Origin of the sequence: Streptomyces sp. NPDC058195, assembly GCF_042883525.1 — a bacterium.
GTDB lineage: Bacteria > Actinomycetota > Actinomycetes > Streptomycetales > Streptomycetaceae > Streptomyces.
The window spans coordinates 172,320-192,914 of record NZ_JBHVVM010000003.1; the positions used below are offsets into that span (position 1 = coordinate 172,320).

Consider the following 20,595-nt stretch of genomic DNA (forward strand, 5'->3'; position numbering starts at 1 on the left):
CCATGCGCGCGAGCCTCTCGTCCCACTGGCCCACGCTGCTGCGGCGGCTGGAGTTCGTGGCGTACCCGGCGGCGGCCGGAGCCGCGTTCACCGTGCTGTCGCTCGGTGTCGTGACCTGGCTGCCCGCGCTCGCCGCGCTGGCGCACGCGCTCCAGCGGTGGCGGGCGGAGGGGGACAGCCGGTGTTTCACCGGGACGTTCGCCGTCTTTCCGCGCTACTGGCGGGCGCTGTGGCGGCACTCCCTGGTGTCCACCGCGGCCGGTGTCGTCCTGGCCGTCAACATCGTTCATCTGCTGAGCCGTCCGGAGCCGTGGACCTTCGTCCTGCTCGCCGCGCAGGTGGGCATCGCCGCCGCGCTCGCCATCCACCACGTGGCGCTGGCGGCCGAGGCGGGCCGGTTCCCGCACGGGGCGGTCCGCGCCTGGTCGCGCGGTGCGCTGGCGCTCGGCTTCGGTTCCGCGGCCCGTGGCACCGCACTGCTCGGCGCGGTGATCTCCGCCGCGCTGGTCTCGCTCGTCGTACCGCTGGGCCCCCTGCTCCTCGGACCCAGCATCCCCGTACTGCTCGCCCTGTCCTTCGCCGACCCCAGGAGGCACACCCCATGAGCCGTGTCCTGCGCACCGCTCTCGTCGCCGCGCTCGCCGCGGGCGCTCCGCTCGTCCTTCCCCCGCCGTCGGTGGCCGCCGAGGCCGCCACCGTCTACTACGTGTCACCGTCCGGCAGCGACGCCCATGCCGGTACGTCGCAGAGCGCCCCGCTCGCCACGATCCAGAAGGCGGTCGATCTGGCGCCGGGCGGAGCGGTGATCAGCCTCGCCGCCGGAACGTACCGGCAGGACGTCGTCACCCGGCGCCCCGGGGTGACCATCACCGGCCCGTCCGACGCCGTGGTGAAGGGGGCGGGCGATGCCCGGATCATCCAGGTCCAGCACGATGCGACGACACTCAGCGGCTTCACCGTGGACGGGCTGCACGGCTCGTCCACGGACCTGGCGGGGTACCGCCTCAAACTCATCTATGTCATGAGCACTACTCCCGGGAACGGGGTGGGCGGGCTGCGGATCACCGGAATGACACTGAAGAACGCCGCCGACGAGTGCCTGCGCGTGCGCTATCTGGTGACCGGCGCCGACATCGCCGGGAACACGATCGCCCACTGCGGCGTCAACGACTTCGTCTTCGGCGGCGGCGGGAAGAACGGGGAGGGCATCTACCTCGGCACCGCCCCCGAACAACAGGGCGCCAACGGCGCTCCGGACGCGGCCCCCGACATCAGCAGGAACAACCGCATCCACCACAACACCATCGCCACGCACGGCAACGAATGTGTCGACATCAAGGAGAACTCGACCCACAACTACGTCGAGTACAACGACTGCGGCGCCCAGAAGGATCCCAGCTCCGGCGGCCTGGACGCGCGCGGCAGCGGCAACATCCTCCGCTACAACACCATCCACGACAACGTCGGCGCGGGCATCCGGCTCGGCGGCGACACCGCCACGGACGGCACCGGCACCAGCGTCTACGGCAACACCATCACCAAGAACGCGGGCGGTGGCGTCAAGTTCATGCGCACCCCGCAGGGCCCGGTGTGCACCAACACCATGAGCGGCAACACCGGCGGCGACGCGGTCGGCACCTACGGCAGCGCGTACGACCCGACGGGTGCGTGCCCCCAGTGACCGGCAGAACACCCGCCAGGCGCGGGGTGCTGGCGGCGGCGGCCGGGCTGGCGGCGGTCACGGCCTCGGCGCCGGGGGCGCGAGCGGCGGGGCCCTCCGGCGGCCCGGGGCCGTCGCGCTGGACAACCTCCTGGGCGACCGCGCAGACCGCTCCCACCGCCGCGGACCCGATGGCGAGCACCGGTCTGACCGACGCCACCTTCGCCGCCCGCGTACGGCTGACCGCGGGCGGCGCGGTCCGGCTGCGCTACGCCCACGCCTTCGGCACCGCACCCGTCCTCGTCGGCCCGGTGACGGCGGGCGGGCGGCCGGTCGCCTTCGGCGGGCGCCGCCAGGCATGGCTCGCCGCGGGCGCCTCACTGACCAGCGACCCGGTCGCCGGACTGCGGGCCGCCGAGGGGGCGCGGCTGACGGTGGAGACCCACCTTCCCGGCCCCACCGGCCCGCTGTCCTTCCACCGCAACACCCATGCCTCGCACTCCGTCGACGGCACCCGCACCACCTCGGTGTTCCTGCTGACCGGCGTCGAGGTGACGGGCGCGCACGGACCGGTGGTCGCGGTGCTCGGCGACTCCATCACGGAGGGCGTCGGCACCCCGGACGACGCCGATCTGCGCTGGCCCGACCAGCTCGCCGCACGGCTGCCCGGATCGGCCGTCGCCAACCTCGGCATCAGCGGCAACCGGCTGCTGCTGGACGACGCCCGGTTCGGGCCCGGCGGCCAGGCGCGCTTCGACCGCGACGTGCTGTCGCTGCCCGGCCTGCGCACCGTACTCGTCCACCTCGGCGTGAACGACCTCCAGCAGCCGCTGGGCCAGACCGATCCGGCGCTCGTCCTGGCCGGATACCGGCAGCTGGTGCTGCGGGCCCGCAACGCCGGGCTGCGCGCGGTCGGCGCGACCATCGCCCCGTTCGGGGGCTGGACCCGCTGGACCCCCGCACTGGAGGCGGTGCGGCAGCACGTCAACGCGGCGGTGCGCACCGGCCGGGTCTTCGACGCGGTCGCCGACTTCGACGCGGCACTGCGCGACCCGGAGCACCCCGCGCTGCTGCGGCCCGCGTACGACAGCGGCGACGGACTCCACCCCAATCCCTCCGGTCACGCCGCGCTGGCCGCGGCCGTGGACCGCCGACACCTTCTGTGAGGGCCGCATGAACGACTCCGCCATCACCCCGCCCACCACCCGCCGCACCGTCCTCGCCACGGCGGCGGCGCTCGGCGCGGCGGCCGTGCTGCCGGCGCCCACCGCCTCGGCCACCGGGCGCACCGCCGTCACCGGGGCCGCCGCCGACCCCGCCGCTCTGCGCGTCCGCTGGCACACCCTGCTCACCGGCGGGCCCGGCCTCGATCTGACGGACCCACCGGTCGCGGCGGCCGTGGCCCGCACCGGCAAGGCGGCCACCACCGCGGTCAAGGGCCTCGACCCGGCCCGGACCGACGGGCTCTTCCCCGACCTCACCAGCACCACGGTCTCCAACCATGTGACGACCTCGTTCAAACGGCTCGCCACGGCCGCCACCGCGTGGGCCGTGCCCGGCACCCCGCAGTACGCCGACCCCGTACTGCGCGATCTGCTGCTCGCCGGGATCGACTGGATGCTGGATCACCGCTACGGTCCCGGCCACACCCGTTTCGACAACGACTGGGACTGGGAGATCGGATCCGCGCTCGCCCTCAACGACGCGGCCGTACTGCTGCACGAGGCGCTCGGGCCCCAGCGGCTCGACCGGATCACCGGGGCCGTGCGTCACTACACGCCCGATCCGAACCTCTGGCGGGCCGACCGGCAGATCGCGACCGGGGCCAACCGGGTGTGGATCTCCACCGTGGTCGCCGTCAACGCGGTGCTCAGCGCCTCCGGCGACGACCTGACCCGGGTCCGTGACGCTCTTTCGGACGTCGAGGGTTCGGGCGCCAACAGCGTCCTGGCCTTCAACGACGCGAACGCGGCGGCGGAGGGCACCGGTGAGGGCTTCTACTCCGACGGCTCGTTCCTCCAGCACTACAAGCACCCGTACAACGGCGGGTACGGCAAGGAGCTGCTGAACAGCCTCTCCCGGCTGCTCAACCTCCTCGCCGGTACCGCCTGGGCGGTCACCGACCCCGACCTCGACAACATCCGCGGCTGGGTCGACGACGGCTTCGACCCGTTGCTGGTACGCGGCGAGGTGATGGCCTCGGTGTGCGGGCGGGAGATCGCCCGCCCCAGCAAGCAGGGCCATGTATCGGCGCAGACCGTCATCGAGGCGGTGGTGCGTCTGATCCCCGGTTTCCCGGGGGAGACCGCCGACCGGTTCACCGCCCTGGTCAAGCAGTGGATCGCGGAGGACACCTACCGGGACTTCCTGGCCGTCACCGACCTCGCCTCGCTGGTCGCCGCCCAACGGGTCCTCGCCTCCCCGGTGCCGGCCCGGGGGCCGCTGGTCGCGCACCGGCAGCACCCCCGGATGGACAAGGCGGCCCACCGCAGGCCCGCCTTCTCGCTGGGCATCTCCGCGTACTCGTCCCGCATCTACAACTACGAGTCGATCCAGAACGAGAACCTGCACGCCTGGCACCTCTCCGACGGCATGGTCCTGCTCTACACCGACGACCTCGGACACTACAGCGAGGACTACTGGCCGACCGTCGACCCGGCCCGGCTGCCCGGCACCACCGTCGTCGCCGGACGCCCGGCGGACGCGGCGGGCCAGCGGACCACCAGCACCGCCGACTGGGCGGGCGGCACCGCGCTGCCGGGCACGACGCTCGGCGCGTACGGCATGGAACTGCGGGCTTACGGAAGTTCGCTGCACGGGCTGAAGAGCTGGTTCTGCCTGGACGACGTGATCGCCTGCGTCGGCTCGGGCATCACCGCCGACGCGGGCACCGCCGAGACCGTGGTGGAGAACCGCAAGCTCCGCGACCCCCAAACGACCCTGCTCGTCAACGGCACGGCGGCCCCGGCGGACACCGGCTGGTCGGCGCGGCTCGACCAGGTCCGCTGGCTGCACGTGGCCGGAACCGGCGGCTACGTCTTCCCCGAGCCCGTCACGCTCCGCGGGCTGCGCGAGAACCGCACCGCTGCCTGGCGGGAGATCAACCTCAAGTACGGCACCGACACCCCGGTCACCCGCCCGTATCTGACGCTCTGGCAGGACCACGGCACCGCACCAGACGGGGCGGGCTACTACTGGCTCCAGGCCCCGGCGGCCTCACCCGGGCGGACCGCGCGGTGGTCGGCCGCACCGCCCGTCGAGGCGATCGCCCGTTCCCTGGCCGTGCACGCGGTACGCCGGACCGCGGACGGACTCCTCGCCGCGAACTTCTGGACCGCGGGGAGCGCGCAGGAGCTGTCCTCGGACGGCCCGGCCTCGGCACTGGTACGGCCGGACGGCCGGACGGTGAAGGTGGCGCTGTCCGACCCGACACAGCTGCGGTCCTCGGTCACCTTGGACCTGGCGCGGCCCGGACTGACCGTCGTCGAGGCCGACCCGGGTGTGCGCGTCGCCGCCACCACCCGCGGCGTGCGCATCACCGCCGACACCGCCGGGCTCCACGGCGCGACCCTCAGCCTCACCCTGAAGAGGAGCTAGACCCTTGCTGTTCGACTTGTCGCTGGAGAAGCTGCGCGACTACCGGCCCGAGCCGGAGGAGCCGGCCGACTTCGACGCGTTCTGGGAGAAGACGCTCGCCGAGACCGGCCGCCACGGCCTGGACGTCGCGTTCGTCCCGTACGACGCCGGGTTCGCGACGCTCGACGTGTTCGACGTGGCGTTCCGGGGCTGGGGCGGGCAGCCGGTGAAGGCGTGGCTGCTGCTGCCGAAGCAGCGCTCCGGGCCGCTGCCCGCCGTGGTGCAGTACATCGGCTACAACGGCGGCCGGGGCATCCCGTACTCCTGGCCGGTGTGGAGCTCGCTGGGGTACGCGCATCTGGTGATGGACAACCGGGGGCAGGGCGGCGGCGGCAAGAACACCGCGGACACCCCGGACATCGGCCCGGACGGGCACGGCTCCTCCTCCCCCGGCTTCCTGACCCGGGGCATTGAGGACCCCTACCGCCACTACTACCGGCGGCTGATCACCGACGCGGTGCGGGCGGTCGACGCCGTGAAGGCCCACGAGGCGGTGGACGCCGCACGGGTGGCGGTACTCGGCGGCAGCCAGGGCGGCGGGCTCGCGCTGGCCGTGGCCGGTCTGCGCGACGACATCGCGGCCGCCGTCGCCGATGTGCCGTTCCTCTGCCACTTCCGGCGCGCCTCGCAGATCACGGACGCCGGGCCGTACGCGGAGATCGCCCGCTGGCTGTCCGGGCACCGCTTCCGGATCGAGGAGGCGATGGAGACCCTGTCCTACTTCGACGGGGTCAACTTCGCGGCACGGGCGCACGCCCCGGCCTGGTTCTCGGTCGGCCTGATGGACCGGATCTGCCCGTCGTCCACCGTGTTCGCCGCGTACCACCGCTACGCCGGTCCGGCGCGGATCGAGGTGTTCCCGTACAACGGGCACGAAGGCGGCGCGGAGTACGATCTGCCGCGCAAGCTGGTCGCGCTGCGGGGCGTGTTCGGCCGCTAAGGGCTGTCACCTTCAGCGGTCCTGCCCGGCCTGGATACGGTGACGGCATGACGACGATTCTGCGGCACCCCCGACCTGGGTTCATGTGGGATTGGTGGGCAGTGGACGCTCAGGGCTTCCTCGTGCAGTTCAGCGGCGGGCCTGCTCCTGAGCATCTACTGGCACATGTCGATCGTGTCGACGCCGCGGCTGCGTGGGCCGAGGAGAACTGTCCCGCATGGTTCAACGAAGCTCCCCCACCGCTGCACGCCTTCAGCTGCAACGGTGAGCTGCCGGTCTACACCCGCAACAGCGTCCCCGACTCCCCGTTGCGGTGGTCTGACGCCCCGGCAGCCATCGCAGACGTCGCGGCCCTGGCGGGACTGCACAAGGCAGTGGGGGACACCTGGATGGTCGATCTCGACGAGGGATGGGTCTAAGGGCTGTCCCGTACTCCCCTGGCGGGCGTGCGACGACAGCCACGGCACCTCGCCGCGTTGTCGGAACGCCCGGATCCATCCAGTATTCGGGCGTCCCTCCGCCGTGCGATGCACCGCGTCTGACGCCGCACGCTGATCCACCGGGGATTACGGGACAGCCCTTGGGCAGCCCGGCTGGAGTCACCTGGCTGACCGGATGAGAATGGCGGCGAGGTAGAGGGTGGCGGTCTTGTCAAAGCGGGGGGCCACGCCGCGCCATGGGCCGGGTAGCCGGGTCATGTTGCCATGACCCGGCTGCCCGGCCAGTTCCGCGCGATCGCGACCCGCTTCGACGAACTCGCCGCCCGCCACAAGGCCGGAGTCCACCTCGCCTCACTCGTCCTCTGGCTCCGCGAACCCACCCGAGATCGTTTGTCAGACAGGGCCTACGGAAGCACTTCCTGCGTCACCTCGATGTGGCCCTGGTCCGGGTCGATGACGCCGCCGAGGCGCTGGAAGGCGCCATCGGTGAGGTCGAGGCACTTGGGTTCCTGCGGGGTCTGGGCAAAGGTGCCACGGTCGTTGATGCGGACGACGAGGGACGCGCCGTTCGCGTTGTTGGTGACCTTCACCAGGGTGTTGAAGGGGAGTTGCGGATCGCGGGAGAGGGAGGTCGCCGCAGTGTCCGCGTTGTTGTCGAAGATCTCGCCGCTGGCGGTGTAGGAGCCGGGTGGGATGGGGCCGTAGTGCGTCGCCCAGCAGGTGTCGGCGAGCGGTACGGCGGAGCTGGGCGGCGCCGCTACGACCACCGCCGCGAGGGCGGTGAGGCCGATGGCCGACCGGGCGAGAAGGAGTGAGCGGATCATGGTCGCTTTCTTTCCGGAGCGGGAACGCGGGGCAGGGCTGCGAGTCAGCCCGCCGCGCGGTAGGCGGCACCCACCTGCGTGGCGGTCGTGCCGTCGTACAGTCCAGTGCCGTCGCCGCGGCTGGTGGAGAGCGTGAACCAGGCGTACCGCTCGACGAACGGCAGGCCCTGGAGCATGGCCGTCGACTGCTGCACGAAGGCCGCCTGCTGCTCCTGGGCCGGGTACCGCGGCGTGCCGGACGAGAAGTCGATGAGGGCGTACTCGGTGAGCCAGAGAGGTTTGCGGTGGCGGTCGTAGGTGGCCTGGAGGTAGCCGCGCAACTGGCTGGTGGCGTTGGTGGCGTTGAAGTCGGCGCCGTACCAGTGGACGGGCAGGAAATCGACGTTGAGGCCGCGGCTGGTGGCGCCCCGGAGGAACTGGTCGAGCCAGCCGTCGGCGGTGTCCGCGCCGGTGGCCACCGCGGGCGCGCCGAGCCGCAGGCCCGTCGACTGCAACCGGGGCCACAGATCGAGTGCTTGCTGCACGGACATGGCCGCCTGCCCCGGATGGTCGGGCTCGTTGAAGCCGAGCAGGATCGTACCCTGCTGCTTGGCCTGATCCAGCTCGGCGTCGGTCGCCGAGCCCGGCCCCCAGATCATCGGGACGAACTCGACGCCATCGGGCGCGGCGATCCCTGACCTGCCCGAGGACCAGGCGTAGAACCAGCCGGCCCCGGAATCGGCGAGGTCTTGGGCGACGCCGTCGAAATTCCAGGCGCTTACGCCCTTCTTCTTCACGTCGGCGGCTTCCGAAGCCGCGGTCCGGTCCGCGGCCGGGGCGCCGCTCGGCGCCTGGGCCGCCGCGGCGCGGCCGGTGGCCGAGAGCGCGAGCGGGGCCGCCAGTGCGGCGGTGAGGACACTTCTTCTGCGCATGGTGTGTTCCCGTCCGTTCAGGCGCCGCGGTGGAATTCGACCGTGAAGCCGCTGCACCGGCTGCACTGCCGCATGACCTGGTTGCCCGGCTCCTGGTCCTGCTTCGACCAGCCGTACGCCTTCGGGCAGTTGGTGGCGATCATGTCGCTGTAGGGAGTCCTGGCGTCGCGCTCCGGGCTGGTGCACAACTTCGGCGTGCCGTCGCCCCACCGTGTCAGGTTGTCGGCGGGACACTTCGGCAGCAGATCCTCGGGGCAGCCCACCTCGCCGCAGCCGCCACCGGAGCCGGACACCTCGGTGGGGGTGATCGTGATCGGCACGGAGAAGGCGTTGACGTAGCTCACGTCGTACCAGGGCGCCAGGCCGTCACCGCGGTCGAAGTTGAACTCGGCGAGGCTGACCGGCTGTTCACCGGTATTCGGCGCGCAGTGGTCGGCGAAGGGACCGCAGTCGCCCAGCTCGCAGTGGAAATCGCTGCCGGACTCGCCGCCGCACCCCATACGGGCGAAGAACTTGCCGCGCCAGTAGCCGGGGTCCGCGTCCTCCGGGACGGCCACCGTCGCCGACTGCCCGGGCTCCAGGACCGGCAACGATCCGAAGTTCTTGGAACCGTCGGCGTTGACGGTGCTGCCGATCCAGATCGTCTTGCCGGTGCTGTTGACGAACGTCACCGTGTGGGTGGTCGCGGCGACCGCGGCCGGGGCGGCTCCGTCGAGCACCGTATCCATGACCGGCCTCGCCTGGGGCCGGGCGCCCGTGGGCGAGGGGACCAGCATCAGCAGCGCGGCGACCACGGCAGTCGTGGCCGCCAGAATACTCAAGACCTTGCGCAAATCTCCTCCGTCGAATGTGCGGTGCGGGATGGGGAGTCGGGGCTGAGCCGGTCACACCGGTGCGTTCGGCGAGCGTCGGCAGGACGTGCGGTGCCCGGAGCGCGTCGCGACGGGCACGGGGTCAGGATCCGGACCGTCTTCGGACCGGCACCCCACCGCTCGCCCCCATCCGGACGAACCCGCTGATGCCGTACTCGCCGAAGACGGCGGGCTTCGTCCAGGGCTCGGAAGGAGACGCCTGACCTGCCCTTGCGTCCAGCAGGTGCCCTCGTACGGGCCTTGCCCCGTTCGTCGGCCCCGACTCGGACGAGCAGGACGAAAGGAGGCGCTTCTCGATTCGCGCCCGGCCGACGAGGAGCCAGGCCCGTACCGCCTTCGAGTGATCCGGATGCCGGAAGACCGGCCTCCTGGAACCGGCGGCCCCGGGAGCCATCGGCAGCGCGTTGCCGACCCCCGTCAGTCCGCCGGACATACGTCTCCTCGCCTGCACAGGCCAATCGCGAAGCCACTGGGGCCAAGGGGCCGACGCTCGATCACACCGTTACTGACGGCGCCTGGAACAGATCCTGCACGCTCCACGCCCTCCGGAAACCGCCGCAGCGGGGGCGCACATGAGTTCGGTTACCTGCGTCTCACTCGGACCGCCGCCGGACTGTCCCGGACATCTGAGACTCAGGCCGCACATCCCGCTGTACGTCTTCGGACGGCACCACTGCGAAGCGTTCGGCCCAGCACCGGCGAGAAGCCACCCGCCGCGCCCGGCAGAAAGCACCCTGACGATCTCTCAGAGGCGACGCTCGGACAGGCCGCCCATCGGCCCTGAAAGCACCCTTCCTTGATCACCAGTGCCGCATCAGACAACGGTCGCCCTGAAGCACCCCCCTGGGAATCGTCGAAATAGTCTGCCGCGCGCGGTCGGGTGGGGCCATTTCCTGACCTCTGAGGGGTGCGTTGGCGGACGCGGGGCCGGGGCCTGGGGTGGGTTGCCTCCCGGTCTCCTCCGAGGCCCGCAGCAGTCCGCTCCAGCCGCCGCTAGGCACCGTCTGACCTGGTCTTTCGTCCGATCTCATCTCTATGATCGATCCTGGTCGAAAGGGGGGCCGGGTGGACCGGACCGTACGCACCGTCGAGGATGTTCTCGCGCTTCTGGACGGGTTGTTCGCATCTGAATCTGAGACCGGCCAGGTGGCGACCGGCGACCGCAAGGTCTTCTGGGATCGCTTCTACGCGGACCGGTCAAGGCCGGTCGCGTTCTTCGGGGCGAAACCGGACGAGAACCTGGCCGCCTACCTCGACCAGGGTCTGGTCGCTCCCGGTCGGGCCCTGGACCTGGGATGCGGGGCGGGCCGCAATGCCCTGTACCTCGCATCGCACGGCTTCGAGGTGGACGCCGTCGACCTCTCCCCGGTGGCCGTCGCCTGGGCCGAGGACCGGGCTCGCGAGGGTGGAGCCGACGCCCGGTTCCTCTGCGGTGACGCTTTCGCCCTTCCCGCCGCCGAGTTGAGCGGCCCGTATGACCTGGTCGTCGACTCAGGGTGTTTCCACCATCTGCCGCCACACCGCCGCGTCAGCTACCTGGCTCTCCTCGACCGCGTTCTGGCCCCCGGCGGCCATCTCGCGCTCACCTGCTTCGCCGCTGGTGAGATGGGCATGGGGTCGGAGCTCGCCGATGCGGACCTGTACCGTGCACGCGAGTTGCAGGGCGGCCTCGCCTACACGCCCGAATCGCTGCGCTGGATCTTCTCTGACCTGACGCAGGTCGAACTGCGCCGCATGCGGGAAGAGCCGCCCGAGTCAGCGCTCTTCGGCGTGACGTTTCTGTGGACCGCGTTGTTCCGTCGGGACGCGGCCTCCACCGCATCAGGCGGCGTTGGCCCTGTTCACGACCTCGCGTAGGTGCTCGTCCTGAGCATGCTTGTTCCGCCAGGTGTGTAACGGCGGATCATGCTTCCCTGCTCCTTGTGGCTGGAGTGGTTGGTGCTCTCGAGAGGGAAGCAGCGCAGGGCGGTGACCTGGGCCTCGATCCGGTTGAGCCATGAAGAGTTGGCCGGCGTGCAGGCGACCTCGGCGTTGTCGGCCTCGGCCCGGCCCGCTACCCGGCGACACTGCCGGGTGGTCAGGTGCGGCAAGTAGCTGTCGCACACGGTCGCAACGCGCTTCTCAGCGGGGTGCACGGCACCGGAACGGCGGCGAAGGGACAACGGGCACCCTCGACAGCTTCCTCGGTCGGCGGAACTACCCGCGCATGACCGTTGACCACGCTGTCTCACCGGGAGACTCCAAGATCCCCGACAGAGTCGGGCTAAGGGCTGTCCCGCAATCCCTGGCGGGCGTGCGACGACAGCCCTTAGAGAGCCGTCGCCGAGCCGTGCGGGTCACCGGCCCAGCGCCGCCATCGCGGCGTTGTGGCCGGGCACCCCGCTGACCCCGCCGCCCCGCACCGCACCGGCCCCGCAGAGCAGCACGTTGGCATGGGCGGTCTCCACCCCCCACCGTCCGGTCAGCCCGTCGGCGTACGGGAAGGCGAGGTCCCGGTGAAAGATGTGGCCGCCGGGCAGCCGCAGCTCCCGTTCCAGGTCGAGCGGGGTCTTCGCCTCGATGCACGGCGCACCGTTCGCGTCGCGGGCCAGGCAGTCGGTGACCGGCTCGTCGAGGTGCGCGTCAAGCTGCGCGAGCGTCGCCGCCAGCAGTTCTGCGCGGGTCGCCGCGTTGTCGGCGGCGAAGAGCCGTGCGGGGGTGTGCAGGCCGAACAGGGTGAGCGTCTGGTATCCGCGGGCCGCCAGGTCCGGGCCGAGGATCGACGGATCGGTCAGCGAGTGGCAGTAGATCTCGGACGGCGGGGCGGCGGGCAGCCGTCCGGCCGCCGCGTCCCGGTAGGCGTCGGCCAGCTGCCCGTAGCCCTCGGCGATGTGGAACGTTCCGGCGAACGCCTCGCGCGGGTCGACGGAGCGGTCCTTCAGCCGGGGCAGCCGGGTGAGCAGCATGTTCACCTTCAGCTGGGCCCCCTCGGCCGCGGCGGGCGGCTCCTCGCCGAGGAGCCCGGCGAGCGCCTGCGGCGAGGCGTTGACGAGCACGGTACGGGCCGCGACGACATGCTGCGCCCCGGGCGAGCGGACGGTCACCTCGGCTCGCCGCCCGTCGGTCTCGATCCTGGTCGCCTCGTGCCGGACGCGGATCTCCGCCCCGGCCTCGCGGGCGGCGCGCACGAGGGCGTCGGTGAGCGCGCCCATGCCGCCGACGGGGACGTCCCAGTCACCGGTGCCTCCGCCGATCACGTGGTAGAGGAAACAGCGGTTCTGGACCAGCGCGGGATCGTGGGCGTCGGCGAAGGTACCGATCAGGGCATCGGTGAGGACGACTCCGCGGACCAGGTCGTCGGTGAACTCCCGCTCGACCGCGACGCCGATGGGTTCCTCGAAGAGAGTCCGCCAGGCCTCCGGATCGCCGATCCGCTCACGCAGGGCGGCGCGGTCCGGCAGAGGTTCGGTGAGAGTCGGGAAGACCCGTTCGGCGACGTGCCGCGTCATGCCGTAGAAGCGCTGCCACGCCGTGAACTCCCGGTCGGAGCCCGTGAGCGCGGCGAAGGACTCCCGGGTGCGGTCGGCGCCGACGAGCAGTCCGGTGGCCCGGCCGCCGCGCACGGTCGGGGTGTAGGAGGAGACGGTCCGCTTGCGTACCGCGAAGTCCAGTCCGAGATCGCGGACGATCTTCGGCGGGAGCAGGGAGACCAGATACGAGTAGCGCGACAGGCGGGCATCGGCCCCGTCGAAGGGGCGGGTCGAGACGGCGGCCCCGCCAGTGGTGTCCAGGCGTTCCAGGACCAGGACCGACTGTCCGGCACGGGCGAGGTAGGCGGCGGCGACCAGTCCGTTGTGGCCGCCGCCCACGATCACTGCGTCATAGCTGTCGGGTGCGGGCATGGCCCTTCGTAGCACAGCACGCTCGCCGCCGGCCAGGAGCCGTGGCGGGCCGGGTCATCCCGGGGACATCTGCCGGTTGCGGCGCAGGGCCGCGACCTGGCGGTACAGCTCGACGGCCTCGGGGCCACGGCCGAGCTGCTCCAGGCAGTGCGCCTCGTCGTTGCGGGCGGCGAGGGCGTCGGGATGACCGGCCCCCAGGAGCCGGTCGCGGGCCTCGGCGACCGTGCGGTAGGCGGTCAGGGCCTCGGACCAGCGGCCGAGCCAGCCGAGCCCGACGGCGACCTCCCGGTGGCTGACCAGGGTGTCGGCGTGGTCGGCTCCCAGGACGCGTTCGCGGATCGCGCACACCTCCCGGGCCTCGGCGACCGCCTCCTCCCAGCGGGCCAGCCGCCCGAGATTGACGCCGACGCCGTGGCGGGCGCGGAGCGTCTCGGGGTCCTCGGGCCCGCCGGCCCTGGTCCGGTCCGCCACCAGGGTGCGGTACAGCTCCAGGGCCTCTGTGCTGCGGCCCAGCCTGCCGAGGCCGATACCGACCTCGTAGCGGGCGGCCAGGGTCTCGGGGTGGTCGGCACCGAGCGACCTGGTCCGGGACCGGGCGACCTCCCGGTAGGCCTGGAGGGCCTCCGCCCAGCGCCCCAGCCGACCCAGGGTGTACGCCACTTCGTAGAGCGTCACCAGGGTGTCGGGGTGGTCGGCGCCGAGCAGCCGGGTGCGGGCCGCCACCACCTCCCTGGCCATCTGGTACGAGTCCTCCAGGCGCCCCAGTCTGCCCAGGTTGAAGGCGAGGTTGTGGCGGCAGCGCAGGGTGTCGGGATGGCCGGGGCCCATCGTCCGCTCCCGGGAGGCGAGCACCTCGGCGTACACCTGATGGGCCTCGAAGTGGCGGGCCAGCCTGCCCAGCACGTACGCGCTCTCCTGCCGGGCGGCGAGGGTGTCGGGATGGTCGGGGCCCAGGACGCGCTCGCGGCCCTTGGCGACACGGCCGAACTCGCGCAGGGCGTCCGCGGCGCGGCCGGTGCGGCTGAGGGAGAAGCCGATCTCGTACCGGCTGGCGAGGGTGTCGGGATGGTCGGGCCCCAGGGCGTGCTCGCGTTCGGCGGCGACCGCCCGGTGCACCTCACCGGCCTCCTCCCACCGGCCGAGCCGCCCCAGGCTGAGCCCGGCGCTGTGGCGGTCAGCGAGAACGGAGAGCAGCTCCGGCGAGGGGGTGGGGCGCTCGGTACGGACCGGCGGGAGGCCGTCGGCCGGGGTGCGCGGGTCGGTGCCGGTGGTCCACTCGCCCGTAAGGCCGGTGAAGTGGCCGGGCACGGTTTCCGGCCGGGGCCCGGCCGCGGGGTGCCCGCCGGTCATCTTGAGGGCCCAGTGGGGCAGTCGCTGCGCGGGGTGCGTCACGGGCACCGGCGGCGCGAGCGGCACCGGACCGGTGGGCGGCAGGTGCGGCTGTTCGCCGGTGCGGCCGATGGCGATCCGGTGGCGCAGATCGCCCGCGTCGGCGGGCCGCTCCTCGGGGGTCTTGGCCAGGAGCTCCAGCACCACGCGGTCGAAGAAACCGGGCAGTTCGGCCCGGTGGGTGCGCAGCGGCCGGGGCTGGGTGTCGCGGTGCCCGACCAGGACGGCCCAGGCGTCGTCGAGGTCGAACGGCGGTGCCCCGGTGGCGATCTCGTACAGCACGCAGCCCAGTGAGTAGAGGTCGCTGCGGTGGTCGACCTGGCCGCCGCTGATCTGCTCGGGCGACATGTAGTGCGGGGTGCCCATGGCGATGCCGGTGCCGGTGAGACGGGAGCTGAAGCCGATGTCGTGGCCGAGCCGGGCGATGCCGAAGTCGCAGATCTTCACCGTGCCGTCGGTCAGCCGCATGATGTTGGCGGGCTTGAGGTCGCGGTGCACGATGCCCTGGCGGTGGGTGTAGCCGAGGGCGTCGGCGACCTGTTCGGCGATGTCGACGACATCGGCCACGGGCAGCGGGCTCTGTTTGTTGTCGTCCAGGAGCTGGCTGAGGTTGCGCCCGTCCAGAAGCTCCATCACCAGATAGAGGACGCCTTCGTGCTCGCCGAAGTCGTGGACGACGGTGACGCCGCGGTGCTGGAGCGAGGCGGCGACCCGGGCCTCGCGGCGGAATCGCTCGCGCAGGACGCGGGTGAGGGACTGGTCGTGCTGGGATCCCATCGGCTTGAGGCATTTGACGGCGACATGCCGCCCCAACGACTCGTCCTGGGCACGCCACACCTCGCCCATGCCGCCGCGCCCGATCCGTTCGAGCAGCCGGTACCGGCTCTGGACCAGCGTGGTGTCCGCCATCGCCTGCGTATCCGCCATCGCCTGCTGTCGCCCCCCGTCGCTACGCCTGTACCCGCGCCCTCCCCGGCCCGTCCAGTATGGCGGGGATGCGGCGCCACGGCGCAGCGGTGTCGCGCACCGGATCCGTGTCGCTCATGTCGGTACCTCCCGCTCGACGACGTGCGTACGCGCAGGATACGTGCGGCCACCGACATCCCCCGTCGCACCGGTGCGGGGGTCTGAGCGCCCATTGCCGGGCACGAGGGTTCCTCCTAGCATGACCTTCATGGCCGTTTCGAGCGGATTACCTCCTTCGGTACCTCTGATGGGTGTCGAGGAGGAGTACTTCCTCGTCGACCCCCTCAGCCGTGAAGTCGTGCCGCGCGCCGATGAGGTGGTGCGCGGGGCCGCGCAGGACGTGGGCGATCTGGTCTCGCGCGAGCTGGGCCGGTACCAGGTGGAGACCAGGACGCCGCCGTGCGGCTCGTTCGGGGAACTCCACGCGGAACTGCGGCGTTTACGGGGCGCCGTCGCGGCCGCCGCCCGGAGCGCGGGGGCGCGGATCGCCGCGGTCGGCACCGTACCGCTCGGGGCGCCGATCCCGATGCCGGTCAGTGACGGAAGGCGCTGCGCGGAGCAGCTGCGGGACTACCGGCGCCTGGTCGAGGAGCACGTCATCTGCGCGGCCCATGTGCATGTGAGCGTTCCGGACCAGGAGCGCGCCGTCCTCGTGAGCAATCACCTGCGCCCCTGGCTCCCGCATCTGATCGCGCTGTCGGCCAACTCACCGTTCTTCTGCGGTCATGACACGGGGTACGCGAGCTGGCGCCGCATGATGTGGCAGCGCTGGCCGGTTTCCGGGCCGCCGCCGTTCTTCGCGTCCCTCGGCGCGTACGAGTCGCTCCTCGCGGTGCTGACCGGCAGCGGAACCCTGCCGGACCGCCGCACGGTCTTCTGGGACGTCCGGCCGTCGTCCCGCTATCCGACGATCGAGGTGCGGGCGGCCGATGTCCCCGTGACGGCCGAGGAGAGCGCCCTGCTGGCCGTGCTGGTGCGGGCGTTGACGGTGACCGCGCTGTGGGCCGTCGAGCGGGGCGACCCCGGCCCCGAGGTCTGCGCCGAACTCCTGCGGGCGGCGTGCTGGCGGGCGGCGCGCGACGGGCTGCGCGGTGCGGTGATGGACCCGCGCACCGGTCTGCTCGCCCCGGCCGGTGATCTGGTGCCGTCGCTTCTGGGCCACCTCGGTCCGGCGCTGGAGGAGACAGGTGACCGGGCGACCGCCGTCGCGCTGCTCCGACGGCTGGCGGCCACGGGTACGGGCGCCGACCGCCAGCGGGCCGTGCACGCGCGCCGGGGTTCGCTCACCGATGTGGTGGACGCCCTGGTGGCGCTGGATCCGGCGGTCGGACTGGTCTGACACCGGCCCTGCGACGGGTTTCCCCCCAGCGCGGCGGGTTCCGGACCCGGTACAAGGGCCAGGGACAAGGCCCCGGCACAAGGGCCCGGTGCTCAGCCGTTCTCCCTGTCCTTCCCGGTCGCGGGTCTGAGCGCCGCCACCGCGTCGAGCATCAGCTCCAGCGCGAAGGGGTAGCCGCTGGCCCGCATGTCGGCGGCGAGCAGCGGGAAGGCGGCGGCGATGTGCGGGTGGGTATCGGCGGTCAGCCTGCCGTACGCCTCCTGCCAGACCTCGGCGTCGGCGGCCCGCGCGGCGGGCGGCAGGGCGAGGGCCGCGGCGTCCTGGGCCGCGAAGGCCAGGGCCTGGTCGACGAAGGCGTGGTAGATCCGCACCGCGAGCCCGTCGGGGAAACCCGCTTCCCGCAGCACGCCCAGGATCATCTCGACCGCGCGCATCTCGTGCGGGCGGCCGGTCGTGCGGTGCGCGGCAAGGAGCGCGGCCTGGGGGTTGGCCCGGTACGAGTCGTGGACGCGCACCCCGATGGCGCGCAGGTCGGTCCGCCAGCAGCCGGTCAGGGTCCAGCCCTGCTGGGCGCGGCCGATCAGTTCGTCGGCGACGGCGAGCAGCAGGTCGTCGGTGTTGCGGAAGTAGCGGTACAGCGCGCTGGGGTCGGCGCCCAGAGCGGCACCCAGCCGGCGCACGGAGAGCGCTTCGGCGCCGCGCTGCTCGATCAGGTTCAGCGCGGTCCGGACGATCAGCTCCTCGGAGAGCACCGCGCCCTGCTTGGTGGGCCTGCGGCGCTGCCGCCGCCCTTCGGGAACCACTCGGTCTGCCATGGAGCGACCTTACGTCAACACCATTGACGTGTGAACCGTCTCTCCTATTCGATGGCGCCGTCCTCTTCCCCCGACGTGTGCCGCCGTGTGCCGGGCCCCGTCCCCACTCTTTCTGGAGCAGCCCATGACCGCAGCCGATCTGGTCTTCACCCGCGGCCCCGTCTTCACTGCGGACCCGGCCCGCAGCCGGGCATCGTCGCTCGCCGTCACCGGCGACCGGATCACCGCCGTCGGCCACGACGAGGTGCGCGACCTCATCGGCCCCGGCACCGAGGTCGTGGACCTGACGGGCAAGCTCCTGCTCCCGGGGTTCCAGGACGCCCATATCCACGCCGTGAACGGCGGGGTCGAGATGGCCGAGTGCGATCTGACCGGAACCGTCGGCGCGGACGACTACCTGGACTTGATCGGGGCGTACGCACAGGCCCACCCCGCACGCGAGTGGATCACCGGGGGCGGCTGGTCCCTGGAGAGCTTCGAGGGCGGGATGCCCACCCGGCAGCTGCTGGACCGGATCGTCCCGGACCGCCCGGTGCTGCTGTCGAACCGGGACCACCACGGCGCCTGGGCCAACAGCCGGGCGCTCGAACTGGCCGGGATCACCGCGCGGACCCCCGACCCGGCGGACGGGCGGATCGAGCGGGAGCCGGACGGCACCCCGAACGGGATGCTCCAGGAGGGCGCGGTCGCCCTGGTGGCCCGCCTGGTGCCGCCGAACACCGCGCGGGAGCGGCTCGACGGGCTGCTGCGCGCCCAGGAGATGCTGCACTCCCTGGGCATCACGGGCTGGCAGGACGCGCTGCTCGGGGATCTCGGTGACAAGCCGGACCCCTCGGACACGTATCTGGCGGCGGCCCGCGACGGTTCGCTCACCGCCCGGGTGACCGGTGCCCTGTGGTGGGACCGGGAGCAGGGCGCGGAGCAGATCGAGCGGCTGGTCGCGCTGCGTGAGCGGCTGTGCCACGGACGGTTCCGGGCGAGTTCGGTGAAGATCATGCAGGACGGGATCGCGGAGAACTTCACCGCCGCGATGACCGCCCCGTATTTTGACGGCTGCGGCTGCGCCACCGCCAACAGCGGCCTCAGCTTCGTGGATCCGGCCGCACTCCGGGAGTACGTCACCCGGCTGGACGCGCTCGATTTCCAGGTCCACTTCCACGCGCTGGGCGACCGCGCGGTCCGCGAGGCGCTCGACGCCGTGGAGGCGGCGATCGCCGCCAACGGCCGCCGCGGCAACCGCCATCACCTGGCCCACCTCCAGGTGGTCCACCCCGAGGACGTACCCAGGTTCGCCCGGCTCGGGGCGATCGCCAACATCCAGCCGCTGTGGGCCGCCCACGAGGCGCAGATGGACGAGCTGACCATTCCGTTCCTCGGCCCCGAACGCGCCGCCTGGCAGTACCCGTTCGGCGACCTGCTGCGGGCCGGGGCGACCCTGGCGGCGGGCAGCGACTGGCCGGTGAGCAGCCCGGCGCCGCTCGAAGGCATCCACGTGGCGGTGAACCGCAGGGAGCCCGGCACCACCGACGAGCGGGTCTTCCTGCCCGAACAGCGGATCGGCCTCCAGACCGCGGTCGCCGCCTACACCGCGGGCAGCACCCATGTGAACGGCCTGGACGACGCGGGGAGTCTGCGCGCCGGGCACCTGGCCGACCTGGTGGTCCTCGACCGGGACATCTTCACCGCGCCCGCCGAGGAGATCTGCCAGGCCCGGGTGGAGCGCACCTACGTGGGCGGCCAGCTCGTCCACTCCGTCTGAGTGCGCTCCGGCGGCCGGGGGCGCGCGGGGGCGGTCCCGGCCGCCGGACGGCTCAGCCGGACGGCGTCCGGCGCGAGGAGTCCCTTACGTCGAGCCGGGTCGGCACCAGCCGCCCGGAGGGTGCCGCGTCTCCCCGCTCCAGTACGGACATGAGCAGTTCGGTCCCGGCGCGGGCGACGTCCTGGGGCCGCAGGCTGAGCGTGGTCACCGCAGGCCGGGTGTGCTCCGCGGTCACGTCCTCGCTCACACACACCAGGAGGAGGTCACCGGGCACCCGGTAGCCACGGCGGCGGGCCGCTTCCAGGACGAGGGGCGGGCTCGCCTCGGCGACCACGAACAGGGCGTCGGGCCCCTCGTCCGCCGCCCCCGCGCGGCCCAGGGCCGCTTCGACCGCCGCGATGACGGGGCCGTTCCCGGGCACCGCGACCTGGGTGGTGCGCTCCGGCAGCCCGTGCGCGGCGCACCAGTCCCGGTACGCGCCGAGCACTCCCGTGTGGAACGCGGTCATGCTGCCGGGCAGCACCATCGCGGGCCGCCGGGCTCCCTCCCCCCGGAGGTGGTCCAGCACCTCGCGGGTCGCCGCCCCGGGGTCGACGTCCACCCAGTGCGCGCCTGGACGCCCCTCGACGGAGCGGTCGCTGAACACCGGGATGCGCGCGGCGAGGAGTTCGTCGACGATCCGGTCACCGGCGACGGGATCGGCGACGACCACCGCGTCGAGCGGCAGCCCCGCCCATTCGTCCTGCAACGATCCGGCGGGCAGCAGCACCACCGCGTAGCCGCGTTCGAGCGCGGTCACGGCGGTGGCCCCGGTCAGCCGGGCGAAGTACGGGGACTCCAGGAACGTCCAGGGGGCGTCGGCCAGTTCGCCGACCACGTACCCGATCAGCCGGGCCCGGCCCGCACGCAGCTGGCGTGCCACGGCGTTGGGCCGGTAGCCCATGGTCCGGGCGGTTTCGCGTGCCTTCTCCCGGACGGCCGGGGAGAGGCGCCCGGTGCCGTTGAGTGCCGCCGAGACGGTGGTCTTGGAGAGGCCCGCCTCGCGGGCGACGTCGACGAGCCGGACCCGCGGTCCGGCCTCGGGCGGTTTTCCCGCCCGTCGTGGGGCTTCGGTCATGCGGTTGATGGTGTCACTGTCCTGACCTCAGCAAAACCGTTCCCGC

16 protein-coding genes and 2 pseudogenes are annotated in these 20,595 nt (G+C 72.5%); 10 read left to right on the forward strand and 8 right to left on the reverse strand.

Annotated features, from left to right (window positions below):
- Window positions 1-2: 2 nt before the first annotated feature.
- From ACFVWY_RS04905 to ACFVWY_RS04935, 7 genes and pseudogenes are all read left to right on the forward strand, one after another.
- Window positions 3-605, forward strand: coding sequence for a DUF624 domain-containing protein (locus ACFVWY_RS04905; protein ID WP_389867372.1), 603 nt, complete (start codon window positions 3-5; stop codon window positions 603-605).
- Window positions 602-1,681: a DUF1565 domain-containing protein gene (locus ACFVWY_RS04910; protein ID WP_389867374.1), complete on the forward strand. Its 1,080-nt coding sequence runs from the start codon at window positions 602-604 to the stop codon at window positions 1,679-1,681. The genes ACFVWY_RS04905 and ACFVWY_RS04910 overlap by 4 nt, the downstream gene beginning before the upstream one ends.
- Window positions 1,678-2,826 carry an SGNH/GDSL hydrolase family protein gene (locus ACFVWY_RS04915; protein WP_389867376.1) on the forward strand — a complete coding sequence of 383 codons (1,149 nt, stop codon included), beginning with the start codon at window positions 1,678-1,680 and terminating at the stop codon, window positions 2,824-2,826. The genes ACFVWY_RS04910 and ACFVWY_RS04915 overlap by 4 nt, the downstream gene beginning before the upstream one ends.
- 7 nt (window positions 2,827-2,833) lie before the next feature.
- The gene (locus tag ACFVWY_RS04920) at window positions 2,834-5,257 is read left to right on the forward strand and encodes a polysaccharide lyase 8 family protein (protein WP_389867377.1); all 2,424 of its coding nucleotides are present in this window, start codon (window positions 2,834-2,836) and stop codon (window positions 5,255-5,257) included.
- A gap of 4 nt (window positions 5,258-5,261) precedes the next feature.
- Window positions 5,262-6,236 (forward strand): acetylxylan esterase, encoded by a 975-nt coding sequence (locus ACFVWY_RS04925; RefSeq protein ID WP_389867379.1) that lies wholly within the window; start codon window positions 5,262-5,264, stop codon window positions 6,234-6,236.
- Between the two features lie 47 nt (window positions 6,237-6,283).
- Entirely contained in the window at window positions 6,284-6,655 is a 372-nt protein-coding gene (locus ACFVWY_RS04930) for a hypothetical protein (RefSeq protein ID WP_389867381.1), read from the forward strand.
- Between the two features lie 303 nt (window positions 6,656-6,958).
- A pseudogene (locus ACFVWY_RS04935) lies at window positions 6,959-7,078 on the forward strand (IS5/IS1182 family transposase); the annotation flags it as partial.
- 2 nt (window positions 7,079-7,080) lie between these two features.
- Here the strand turns inward: ACFVWY_RS04935 and ACFVWY_RS04940 are convergent.
- From ACFVWY_RS04940 to ACFVWY_RS04950, 3 genes are read right to left on the reverse strand one after another with little or no spacing between them, the layout of a single operon-like run.
- Complete coding sequence (locus ACFVWY_RS04940) at window positions 7,081-7,500, reverse strand: septal ring lytic transglycosylase RlpA family protein (protein ID WP_389867383.1); 420 nt, start codon at window positions 7,498-7,500, stop codon at window positions 7,081-7,083.
- 44 nt (window positions 7,501-7,544) lie between these two features.
- Window positions 7,545-8,411 carry a glycoside hydrolase family protein gene (locus ACFVWY_RS04945; RefSeq protein ID WP_389867385.1) on the reverse strand — a complete coding sequence of 289 codons (867 nt, stop codon included), beginning with the start codon at window positions 8,409-8,411 and terminating at the stop codon, window positions 7,545-7,547.
- Window positions 8,412-8,428: 17 nt separating this feature from the next.
- On the reverse strand, window positions 8,429-9,232 hold the full coding sequence (locus tag ACFVWY_RS04950; RefSeq protein WP_389867387.1) for a thaumatin family protein: 804 nt from the start codon (window positions 9,230-9,232) through the stop codon (window positions 8,429-8,431).
- 1,116 nt (window positions 9,233-10,348) lie between these two features.
- Between ACFVWY_RS04950 and ACFVWY_RS04955 the strand changes: the two genes are divergently transcribed.
- Window positions 10,349-11,140, forward strand: coding sequence for a class I SAM-dependent methyltransferase (locus ACFVWY_RS04955; RefSeq protein WP_389867389.1), 792 nt, complete (start codon window positions 10,349-10,351; stop codon window positions 11,138-11,140).
- Here the strand turns inward: ACFVWY_RS04955 and ACFVWY_RS04960 are convergent.
- From ACFVWY_RS04960 to ACFVWY_RS04970, 3 genes and pseudogenes are all read right to left on the reverse strand, one after another.
- Window positions 11,105-11,421: pseudogene (locus ACFVWY_RS04960) on the reverse strand (hypothetical protein); the annotation flags it as partial. The gene ACFVWY_RS04955 and the pseudogene ACFVWY_RS04960 overlap by 36 nt on opposite strands.
- Before the next feature lie 198 nt (window positions 11,422-11,619).
- The gene (locus tag ACFVWY_RS04965) at window positions 11,620-13,164 is read right to left on the reverse strand and encodes a phytoene desaturase family protein (RefSeq protein WP_389867391.1); all 1,545 of its coding nucleotides are present in this window, start codon (window positions 13,162-13,164) and stop codon (window positions 11,620-11,622) included.
- Between the two features lie 54 nt (window positions 13,165-13,218).
- A complete protein-coding gene (locus ACFVWY_RS04970) occupies window positions 13,219-15,462 on the reverse strand; it encodes a tetratricopeptide repeat protein (protein ID WP_389867737.1) in 2,244 nt (747 codons plus the stop codon).
- Window positions 15,463-15,766: 304 nt separating this feature from the next.
- Between ACFVWY_RS04970 and ACFVWY_RS04975 the strand changes: the two genes are divergently transcribed.
- Window positions 15,767-16,858, forward strand: a complete 1,092-nt coding sequence (locus tag ACFVWY_RS04975) for a glutamate--cysteine ligase (protein ID WP_389867393.1) — start codon at window positions 15,767-15,769, stop codon at window positions 16,856-16,858.
- A gap of 92 nt (window positions 16,859-16,950) precedes the next feature.
- Here the strand turns inward: ACFVWY_RS04975 and ACFVWY_RS04980 are convergent, their stop codons facing one another.
- Window positions 16,951-17,673, reverse strand: coding sequence for a helix-turn-helix domain-containing protein (locus ACFVWY_RS04980; RefSeq protein WP_389867395.1), 723 nt, complete (start codon window positions 17,671-17,673; stop codon window positions 16,951-16,953).
- Window positions 17,674-17,797: 124 nt separating this feature from the next.
- Here ACFVWY_RS04980 and ACFVWY_RS04985 point away from each other — a divergent pair, with 124 nt between their 5' ends.
- Window positions 17,798-19,432: an amidohydrolase gene (locus tag ACFVWY_RS04985; protein WP_389867396.1), complete on the forward strand. Its 1,635-nt coding sequence runs from the start codon at window positions 17,798-17,800 to the stop codon at window positions 19,430-19,432.
- Between the two features lie 52 nt (window positions 19,433-19,484).
- On the opposite strand, the gene ACFVWY_RS04990 is transcribed toward ACFVWY_RS04985, so the two are convergent.
- The gene (locus tag ACFVWY_RS04990) at window positions 19,485-20,549 is read right to left on the reverse strand and encodes a LacI family DNA-binding transcriptional regulator (protein ID WP_389867398.1); all 1,065 of its coding nucleotides are present in this window, start codon (window positions 20,547-20,549) and stop codon (window positions 19,485-19,487) included.
- Between the last annotated feature and the right edge of the window lie 46 nt (window positions 20,550-20,595).